Origin of the sequence: Kitasatospora sp. NPDC059803, from assembly GCF_042732255.1 — a bacterium.
In the GTDB taxonomy this organism is placed as follows: domain Bacteria; phylum Actinomycetota; class Actinomycetes; order Streptomycetales; family Streptomycetaceae; genus Kitasatospora.
Genome location: NZ_JBHWIJ010000056.1, coordinates 25,924 through 35,216 on the forward strand (window position 1 = coordinate 25,924; position 9,293 = coordinate 35,216).

Annotated in this window: 6 protein-coding genes and 2 pseudogenes; 7 read left to right on the forward strand and 1 reads right to left on the reverse strand. The window is 74.6% G+C overall.

From position 1 onward, the window contains the following. The first annotated feature begins 94 nt into the window (after nucleotides 1-94). The 3 genes and pseudogenes from ACFV6I_RS12510 (at nucleotide 95) to ACFV6I_RS12520 (ending at nucleotide 2,022) form a co-directional block, all read left to right on the forward strand. A pseudogene (locus ACFV6I_RS12510) lies at nucleotides 95-609 on the forward strand (DUF6879 family protein). 188 nt (nucleotides 610-797) lie between these two features. Further along, nucleotides 798-1,319 (forward strand): annotated as a pseudogene (locus tag ACFV6I_RS12515) (DUF4157 domain-containing protein); the annotation flags it as partial. A 232-nt stretch (nucleotides 1,320-1,551) separates the two neighbouring features. Next, nucleotides 1,552-2,022: a hypothetical protein gene (locus ACFV6I_RS12520; RefSeq protein WP_063348126.1), complete on the forward strand. Its 471-nt coding sequence runs from the start codon at nucleotides 1,552-1,554 to the stop codon at nucleotides 2,020-2,022. 25 nt (nucleotides 2,023-2,047) lie between these two features. Here ACFV6I_RS12520 and ACFV6I_RS12525 read toward each other — a convergent pair whose 3' ends face one another. Further along, on the reverse strand, nucleotides 2,048-3,538 hold the full coding sequence (locus ACFV6I_RS12525; protein WP_380342953.1) for a BTAD domain-containing putative transcriptional regulator: 1,491 nt from the start codon (nucleotides 3,536-3,538) through the stop codon (nucleotides 2,048-2,050). A gap of 132 nt (nucleotides 3,539-3,670) precedes the next feature. Here ACFV6I_RS12525 and ACFV6I_RS12530 point away from each other — a divergent pair, with 132 nt between their 5' ends. From ACFV6I_RS12530 to ACFV6I_RS12545, 4 genes are all read left to right on the forward strand, one after another. Beyond that, nucleotides 3,671-6,706, forward strand: a complete 3,036-nt coding sequence (locus ACFV6I_RS12530; protein WP_380342956.1) for a BTAD domain-containing putative transcriptional regulator — start codon at nucleotides 3,671-3,673, stop codon at nucleotides 6,704-6,706. 132 nt (nucleotides 6,707-6,838) lie between these two features. Further along, complete coding sequence (locus ACFV6I_RS12535) at nucleotides 6,839-7,738, forward strand: CAP domain-containing protein (protein ID WP_079135680.1); 900 nt, start codon at nucleotides 6,839-6,841, stop codon at nucleotides 7,736-7,738. Nucleotides 7,739-7,792: 54 nt separating this feature from the next. Then, entirely contained in the window at nucleotides 7,793-8,650 is an 858-nt protein-coding gene (locus tag ACFV6I_RS12540) for a peptidoglycan-binding protein (protein ID WP_380342960.1), read from the forward strand. After that, nucleotides 8,650-9,258, forward strand: coding sequence for an RICIN domain-containing protein (locus ACFV6I_RS12545; RefSeq protein ID WP_380342963.1), 609 nt, complete (start codon nucleotides 8,650-8,652; stop codon nucleotides 9,256-9,258). The genes ACFV6I_RS12540 and ACFV6I_RS12545 overlap by 1 nt, the downstream gene beginning before the upstream one ends. The last annotated feature ends 35 nt before the right edge of the window (nucleotides 9,259-9,293 follow it).

Sequence of the window (9,293 nt, forward strand, 5' to 3'; positions counted from 1 at the left end):
GGGGGTGTCCGCCCCCCCCCCCCCCCCCCCGCAGGATGTCTCAAACCACCCCGGGGCCCGGCAAAGCAGATCTGCGCGGCGATGAGGAGGAACGATGACGAACCCAGTACTTGAGGGCCTGGCTGCGGCCAAAATTTCCGCCGTACACCTTGAGATGCGCGACACCTACCAGCCCAGCGACCCCGAGTTCATCGCATGGCAGCAGGGCAAACGCCTTGACCCTGCTGCCGAGCGATCGTCCTGGTGGCGCCCGTTCCTGGACGTGGTAGCCGAGACGACGGCACGCGGTGTCGCGATGAGGCGCGCCCGGGTCGTCTCCGAGCCGGTCACCGACTACATCCGATACGAGTACGACGTGACGTTCCCGAACGTCCGAGCGGGCGAACAGGTCCGTTGGCTTCCCCGCCGGCAGGCGGCCGACATCGCGCTGCCCGGCACCGACCTGTGGCTGTTCGACGGGGCGTCGGTGCTGTTCACGTACTTCTCGGGTGTCGGTGAGGTCGTCGACCGTGAATGGCGCACCGAGCCGGCCGTCGTCGAACTGTGAAGTCGGCATTCGAGGCAGTGTGGGAGCGAGCCATCCCGCACGAGGAGTACCGGCTCCGCTGATCCGCCATGGCCGCCTCGCCTGCACGCCCTACGCTCGACGGCAATCCTCCGGCCCTGCCCGCACGTTGGGGACCGGTCGGCGGGCGGCGCTGCCCCCGGGGGCAGCGTTGCTGCCCCCGCCATCCCTACCGCTCCGGGCGTGGGCGGGGTATCCAGGACTCACCGGCCACCGACCCGAAGGGACGCCGATGAGGACTCGTGACAGTGACGACAAGGCGCACACCCCCTCGACCAGCTCTCCCGCCTCCGCCCGGACACCGGCACCCGCGCTGCTCGGGCTCCAAGCGTCCGTCGGCAACGCCGCCGTCGTCCAACGACTCCAGCGGGCCGGCCAGGTACAGCGCTCCGGCGCCGCCGTCCACGACGTACTACGCAGCGGCGGCCGCTCGCTCGACGGCGCCACCCGCGCCGACATGGAGGCCCGTCTGGGCGCCGACTTCTCGGACGTCCGGATCCACGACGACAGCGCCGCCCGGAGCTCCGCCGCCGAGATCGGCGCCCGCGCCTACACCTCCGGCAATCACGTCGTCATCGGCGACGGCGGAGGCGACCGGCACACCCTCGCCCACGAGCTGACCCACGTCCTCCAGCAGCGGCAGGGCCCCGTGGCGGGCTCCGACAACGGCTCCGGGCTGAGCGTCAGCGACCCGTCCGACCGCTTCGAGCGCGAGGCCGAGGCCAACGCCCGGCGGGTGCTGTCCGGCCCGGCCGCAGACCGCGCCGACCACACCGGCCACACCGACCGCACCACCGCCCACGAGGACGAGGAACACGGCGGCTGAGCCGTCCCGCCCCCGCCCATCAACGGGATCGTTCATCGTTTGTCTACCGCCTTGCCCCATGGTCGTTTCCACGGGGCGCCCCGTACTTTCACGGGCGCGATATGGACGAAAGAGGTACCCGGGGATGAAGGCAGTGAAGGCAGTGAAGACTGTGCGACGCATGGCCGTCGGGGTGGCGGCCGCGGCGCTGGCGCTGACGGGGACGATGCTGGGGGCCGGCACCGCGCAGGCGGCGTACGACCCGTCGACCCACACGCTCTGGAACGACGAGCCGCTCTACCCGGGCTGGCACGTCGACTCCGAGAACTCCCGGCTGATCATGCAGTCCGACGGCAACCTGGTCGTCTACCGCGGGTACAACACCCCGAACCCACTGGCCGTGTGGGACTCCCGCACCAACGTGAACCACTGCGGGTACAAGGCGGTCATGCAGTCCGACGGCAACCTGGTCGTCTACTCAGCCTCCGGGGGCGTCTGCTGGTCCTCCGGCACGTACGGGCACCCGGGCGCCCGGCTGGTGGTGAAGAGGCTCGGCGGCGTCGCCATCTACTGGGGTGACGGCGAGGTCCCCATCGTCACCACGCCCACCAGCGACATCCGCATGTGGGCGATGTCCTCGGACCTCTACTAGCCCCCGCCCCCGAACGGAGCGCCGTTCAGGCGCCCCGTTCGGCGAGCCAGCGGACCAGGTCGGCGACGGACCACTGCGGGCGGGCGGCGAGGCGCGCCGCCACCGACCGCAGGAGTACGGGCAGGTAGCCGCAGAGCTCGGCGACCTCGGCGGCCGGGCCCGGCTCCCGGCGGATCCGCTCGGCGCCGACGACCCGGGCCAGCAGCTCGTACGCGTCCTGCGGCTCCAGCGGGCCCACGGCCAGCCGGGCCGCGTCGGCGGGCAGGGCGCCCGGTTCGGCGCCGGCCACGACGGCCGCGCAGCCCGCCACCGCGGGCAGCAGCGGCGCCGGGTCGGTGACGCCGTCGAGCACGACGAGCACCCGCCGCCCGGCGAGCGCGGCCCGGTAGCGTGCGCCCAGTTCGCCGACACCGGCGTCCTCGACGGGCCGCTCCCCCAGGGCCCGCAGGAAGGCGGCCAGCACCGTGCCCGGCTCCGCCGTCTCGCCGGCCGCGTACAGCTGCCCGTCCGGGAAGGCGTCCTGGACGGTGTGCGCCAGGTGCACGGCGAGCGCGGAGGTGCCGCTGCCGGCCGGCCCGGACAGGCCGAGCACCGGCGAGGCCCCGACACCGGCCCCGACACCAGCACCGTCGACATCACCGACACCGGACCGCAGGATCCGCTCGGCCTCCCGCACCTGGGCCGCCCGCCCGACCAGGTCGGGGATGTCCGGCGGCAGTTGGCAGGGCCGGGCGGGCCGCCGCGGCGGTACCGGGGCGGACGGCGCCGCGAGCTCGGCGCCCCCTCCGCGGATGCGGGCGTGCAGGTCCGCGACCGCCGGTGCCGGTTCGAGCCCCAGCTCGCGGTCCAGCCGTTCGCGCAGGGCCTCGAAGGCGGCCAGTGCCTCGGCCGTCCGCCCGCAGCGGTGCAGGGCCAGCAGGTGGAGGCGCTGCACCTCCTCGTCGCGCGGGTGTGCGGCGGCGAGCGCGTCCAGCGCGGGCAGCGCCTCGGTGTGCCGGCCGAGCGCCAGGTCCAGGTCGTGCAGCACCTTGACGGCGGCGTGGTGGCCGGCGGCGAGCCGTTCGCGGGCGCGTTCGGCGAAACCGCCGGGCACGCCGTCCAGCGCGCGCCCCTCCCACAGCGCGAGCGCGCCGGCGAGCAACTCCCGGGCCCGCAGGGGGTCGTCGTAGCGCAGCGTGACGGCCTGGCTCACTCCGTCCTCGTAGCGGAACAGGTCGACGGCGGCCCGATCCACCTCCAGCCGGTAGCCACCGGCCGTGGCGACCAGTAGGCCGGGGGCCGCGAGGGCGCGGCGAAGCCGGTGCGCGTGGGTGCCGATCTGGCCGGCCGGAGCCTTGGGCCAACGGGCGTCATCCTCGCCCCACAAGCCCTCGACCAGCCGTTCAGTGGGCACGAGCTGGCCCGGGGCCAGCAGCAGGGCGGCCAGCACGGCCCGCTGCTGCGGCCGACCGAGGTCGATCTCGTGGCCGTCGCACCGGGCCCGCAGCGGCCCCAGCACACGGAATTCGAGCCCCATGCCCCCACCCCTCGAAGCCATGAGTTTCAAGTACACAATCCGTGACAGAGCATAGGTGACCGGATCAGGGGGCGCCGCCGTCCGTACGGAAGTGGCGTGATCCGGGCACCGGACGACATTCGGGGACGGGACATGGTTGACATCGGGGCGTCCGGGCTGCGGTTCGGACTGCTGGGGCCACTGCGCGCCTGGCACGGGGAGCGGGAGATCGAACTGGGCCGGCCGCAGCAGCGGGCCGTCCTGGCGGTGCTGCTGAGCGCCGCCGGACGGACGGTGGCGACGCCGGTGCTGGTGGAGGGGGTGTGGGGCGGGGCAGCGCCCGCCGACCCCCGCAAGGCCGTCCAACTGGCCGTCTCCCGGCTGCGGTCGGCCTTCAAGCCGTACACCGGGCCGGATCCGCAGCGGATGCCGCTGGTGCGCGTCGGCGACGGCTACGCGCTGCGGGTGCCCGACGCGGAGGTGGACGCGGCCCGCTGGGAGGAACTGCTGGCCACGGCCGGACGGCTACGCGACGAGCAGGCCCCGCCGCAGGAGGTCCGGGAGGTCCTGCTGGCCGCGCAGCGGCTGTGGGTCGGCGAACCGCTGGCCGGACTGCCCGGGCCGCACGCCGAGGCCGTCCGCTCCCACCTCGCCGAACAGCGACTTCACGCCAAGGAGACGCGGCTGGAGCTGGACGCGGAGATCGGCGACCACACCGGCCTGACGGCCGAGGCCGCCGCCCTCGCCCTGGAACACCCCGAACGGCCCCGGCTGACCGCCGTCCTGATGCGCGCCCTCTACCAGGCGGGCCGCAAGGCCGAGGCACTCGCCGTGTACGAGGACGCCCGCCGCCGGCTGCCGCCCGGCGGGGACGGGCCCACCCGGCACGAGGACACCCGCCGGCCGTCGACGGCCGCCGCCGCCGCGCCGACGGCCGAGGACGGCCCCGCCGCACTGCACCTGCGGATCCTGCGCGAGGACCCGTCCCTGCTGCCCGCCCCCGCCGCATCCGCCTCCGCCCGCGCCGAACCCGCCCCCGCCTGGCAGCCGCCCGACCAACTGCCCGACGGCCTGGCCGACTTCACCGGCCGCACCGAGGAGGTCGAGACCCTGGTGGACCACCTCGCCGGGGCCGGCGGGCGAGCCGTCGTGGTCTCCGCCCTGGACGGCATGGGCGGGGTCGGCAAGACCACGCTCGCCGTGCACGTCGCCCGACAGGCCCACGGGCGCTTCCCCGACGGGCGGCTCTTCGCCGACCTGCGCGGCGCCGACCACACCCCGCTGGACCCTGGCACGGTGCTCGCCGGCTTCCTGCGCGCCCTCGGCGTGGCCGCCGCCGAGATCCCGCTCGACACCGGGGAGCGCTCCGCCCTCTACCGCTCGGCGCTGGCCGGGCGGCGGGTCCTCGTCGTCCTCGACAACGCCGCCACCCTCGGCCAGGTCGAACCACTGCTGCCCGGCTCGTCCGGCTGCGCCGTCCTCGTCACCAGCCGCGTCCGACTGGCCGGCCTCGCCGGGGCGCACCAGATGCGCCTGGACACCCTGCCGCCCGCCGAGGCACTGGAACTGCTGACCCGGATCATCGGCGCCGACCGCGTCGACGCCGAACCCGTGGCCGCCGACGAGATCGTGCGAGCCTGCGGACTGCTGCCGCTCGCCGTGCGCATCGTCGCCTCCCGGCTCGCCGCCGACCCCGCGCTCACCCTGGCCGCGCTCGCCGACGGACTGCGCCGGGAACACCGACTGGCCGAACTCAGCGACGGCGAACGGACGGTGGAAGCCACCTTCGCCCTCTCCTACCACCGCCTCGACACCGAACTCGCCCGCGCCTTCCGCCTGCTGTCCCTGCCCGACGCCCCCGACGTCCCGCTGCCCTGCGCGGCCGCACTGCTCGGCCGCACCGAAACCGAGACCGACGAACTCCTCGAAGCACTCGTCGACCTCAACCTGCTGCACTCCCCCCGCTTCGGCCGCTACGGCTTCCACGACCTGGTCCGCGACTACGCCCGCGGCCGGCTCGCCGCCGAGGAACCCGCCACCGAACGCACCGCCGCCGCCGACCGGCTGGTCGACTACTGCCTGGCCACCGCCCGCAACGCCGACCGCGCCGCCCGCAAGGCCGACCCGGTCGAACTCAGCCTGCTCGACGCGCCCGTCCGCTCCCCCGGGAAGACGATCACGGACGGGCCCGCCGCCGTCCGCTGGATGCGCGAACAGGCCGGCGTGCACGCCGCCGCCATCGCCCTGAGCTGCGCCGACCCGGCGCTGCCGCTCGACCGCGCGGCCGAACTCGCCGACCGGATGGGCTCCGTACTCGCCGAACGCACCCAGACCAGCGACATCGCCGACCTCTCCGACCGCATCGCCCGCGAGGCCGCCGCCCGCGGCGACCACGGCCCGCTCGCCCTCGCCCGCTACGTGCGCGGCGGCATGCTCTGGCACATCAACCGCTACGCCGAGTCCGAACAGGACATCCACCAGGCCGTCGCGCTCTGCCAGGACGACGACGGCGGCAACGGGGGCAGCGGCGACGGCCCGAAGGTCCGCGTCCTCGCCAAGGCCCTGCTCACCCTCGGCGGCAACGCCCGCGTCCACGGCCGCTACGCCGACGCCGCCCGACACGCCGGTCGCGCCGCCGACCTGTTCCGCCGCCTCGGCGCCGAACGCTCCGAGGGCAGCGCCCTAGGCGAGTTCGCGTTCAGCTGCGCCCAGACCGGCCGGCTGGCCGAGGCCCGGGACGCCGCCGAGCGCGGCGCCCGCCTGATGAGCGGCTCCGGCCCGGTGTCCGCCGCCACCGGCCGCTACTACCTGGCCCGGGTCCTTCGGCTGTGCGGCGACCCGGAGGCGGCGCTCGCCCACGCGGTCGGCGCCCGCGACGAGTTCGCCGCCCTCCAGGTGACGGTGTTCGCGGCGGCGGCGGGCGACCTCGCCGCCCGGATCCACGCCGAGGCCGAGCGCTGGCTGCTCGCCGCCGACGCCGCCGAGGCGGCGCTGCCGCTCGCCCGCCGCACCAGCGCCGCCCTGGAGGCCGCGCTGCTGCGCACCCTGGGCACCGCACTCACCGGCCTCGGCCGCCCCCGCCAGGCCCGCGCCTGCCTGGCGGACGCGCTGGAGGTGTACGAGCGGCTCGGGCTCGCCAAGGACGCCGAGCAGACCAGGGCCCTGCTGGACGGCCTGCCGCAGCCCTAAAGCGTGTCCCCGACGGCCCTCCACCCCTTGTTGATCACTTGTCTACCGCGGTCCGCGATCTTCTCTCTCGTCAGGTCGCGGACCGCACCAGTGCGGAGCCGGGGCCACTCCCACCGAAGATAGGCGCCACGCATGCCCACGCTCCCGCAGAACGGTCAGACCTGGACCCTCAAGTCCGCGAACGGAACGGTCGCCGACGTGCGCTCCAGCCAGAGCAGCCCGGGCACCCCGGTCCAGTCCTGGGGCCCCAACGGCACCACCGCCCAGGGCTGGGTCTTCTGGGCCAAGGACGGCGGCAGCTGGCTCCTGGAGACCCAGCTCACCAACGGCAAGCACGCCCCCGGCCAGGCCGTCGTCATCGACTACAACTACTCCACCGGCCAGACCTGGCTGTTCAACGAGCACGGGCAGCCCAACCAGCGCTGGGTGCTGGACGTCATCGACAACGACTGGTTCCGGGTCCGGACCGCCCGCGGCGACGAGGGCCAGCTGTTCCTCACCGCGGCCGCCCCCGGCGCCCCGCTCACCCTCACCAAGCAGGACGACAACAACCCGGCGCAGCGCTGGCAGCTCATCCCGGCCGGCGGCCAGAACGGCGGCGCCGGCGGCCAGCAGCAGCCGCAGCCCCAGCCGCAGCCGCAGCCCGGCGGCGACTTCCGCACCGAGATGCTGGCCTCCGTCAACACGGAGCGCGGCCGGGCCGGCCTCCAGCCGCTGCGGCTCGACGACCGCCTGAGCGCCGCCGCCCAGCGGCACGCCAACGACATGGCGTCCCACGACCTCACCCAGCACGACGGCACCGACGGCAGCAACCCGTGGGACCGCATCCACGCCGCCGGCTTCCAGTTCCGCTCGGCCGCCGAGAACGTCACCCCGGGCAACAGCGTGGCGGAGGCCATGCAGATGTGGATGAACAGCCCGCACCACCGCGACAACATCCTGGGCCGCGACTTCACCTCCATCGGCATCGGCTACACCCCCCGCCAGCGCGGCAACTGGGGCCGCTACGTCCAGACCTTCGCCCAGGCCTGACCTCCCCGTCCCCCCAGCAGCCACAGCAGCCACAGCAAGCAAGGAGCCACCCTCATGTCCTCGAACGCGGCGGACCTGATCCGCGTCGCCCGAGACGAGGTCGGATACCAGGAGGGCCGCAGCGGCTCGCACTGGAACAACATCCAGAAGTACTCGCCGGCCGTCCCCGGCCTGGAGTGGTCCCAGGGCGAGGCCTGGTGCGCGACCTTCGTCGCCTGGTGCGCCCGGCAGTCCGGCAACGCCGGGCTGTTCCCGGTGACGGCCTCCTGCGCCGAGGGCGTCGCCTGGTTCAGGGACCGCGACCGCTTCACCGACTACCCGGTGATCGGCGGCCAGGTGTTCTACGGCCCCGGCGGCGGCAGCCACACCGGCATCTGCGTCGCCTACACCAGCTCCACCATCACCACCGTCGAGGGCAACACCAACGACGACGGCAGCTCCGAGGGCGACGGCGTCTACCTCAAGACCCGCGACCGCAAGTCGAGTTGGGTGTACGGGTACGGCGTCCCGGACTTCGCCGACGGCGTCATCCTCGCCGACCCGCAGTGGCGGGACCGCCAGGGGGCGGTCTACTTCGGGCAGGAGGCCTCCGCCGCCGACCAGCCGAACGGCGGCGCCCGGCCCCAGGCCGACAGCGGCGGGGACGGGGGCGGGAGCGAGGGCGGCTGCGAGCCCTTCCCCGGCGCCGACTTCTTCCAGGACGGCCAGAAGAGCGACGTCATCACCCGGATGGGAGAGCGCCTGGTCGCCGAGGGCTGCTCCGCCTACGCCGAGGGCCCCGGCCCCGAGTGGTCCGGGGCGGACCTCGAATCCTTCCGCAACTGGCAGCACAAGCTGGGCGACTCCGGCAGTGACGCCGACGGAATCCCCGGCCCCAAGCAGTGGGACGCCCTCCAGGTCCCGCGCGGCTGATGCCGCACCTCCACCACACCCGGATCCACCACACCCAGAAGGAGAACCCGATGAAACCCGTCACCCGTACCCGCAGGTTCCTCGCCGGGCTCGGCGCCGTCGCGGCCGTCGCGGGGGCGGCCGTGGTCACCGCCCCGGCCGCGCACGCCGCCGGCTGCGAGCTGGCGCCGAACCTGCAGACCGTCACCTCCGTCTACAACGGCGCCACCGGCGCCCTCGACCTGCCGGCCAACACGGAGGTCAACGGCCAGCGGATCGGCGTCTACCAGGGCAACCAGAGCGCCGCGCAGACCTGGTCGTTCTGGGGCTACTGCGACGGCACCACCGCCATCTCGCACGGCTCGGCCGGCAAGGTCGTCGACCTCGACACCGGCTCGGGCGCCGTCCAGCTCTGGGACACCCCCGGCGGCTGGGACGGCCTCAACCGCCCGGCCGGCGACTGGCTGCCGGCCAACCAGAAGTGGATCCGGACCGACGAGGACCGCGGCTGGTACCTGATCCGCAACGCCGCCACCGGCCAGTGCCTCAAGTCCAACGGCGTCGCCCAGCTCACCTCGGTGACGTCCTGCAACGGCAGCGACCCGGCCCAGCGCTGGAAGATCGGCTGACGGCTCGCCGAGAGGGGTGCCGCGGGTGCCGCCCG

Excerpts from the sequence above, each read along its gene's own strand:
- ACFV6I_RS12520 (WP_063348126.1), top strand. The coding sequence starts at position 1,552 with ATGGCCGTCGGGGTGGCGGCCGCGGCGCTGGCGCTGACGGGGACGATG.
- ACFV6I_RS12525 (WP_380342953.1), bottom strand. The coding sequence starts at position 3,538 with ATGGGGCTCGAATTCCGTGTGCTGGGGCCGCTGCGGGCCCGGTGCGAC.
- ACFV6I_RS12530 (WP_380342956.1), top strand. The coding sequence starts at position 3,671 with ATGGTTGACATCGGGGCGTCCGGGCTGCGGTTCGGACTGCTGGGGCCA.
- ACFV6I_RS12535 (WP_079135680.1), top strand. The coding sequence starts at position 6,839 with ATGCCCACGCTCCCGCAGAACGGTCAGACCTGGACCCTCAAGTCCGCG.
- ACFV6I_RS12540 (WP_380342960.1), top strand. The coding sequence starts at position 7,793 with ATGTCCTCGAACGCGGCGGACCTGATCCGCGTCGCCCGAGACGAGGTC.
- ACFV6I_RS12545 (WP_380342963.1), top strand. The coding sequence starts at position 8,650 with ATGCCGCACCTCCACCACACCCGGATCCACCACACCCAGAAGGAGAAC.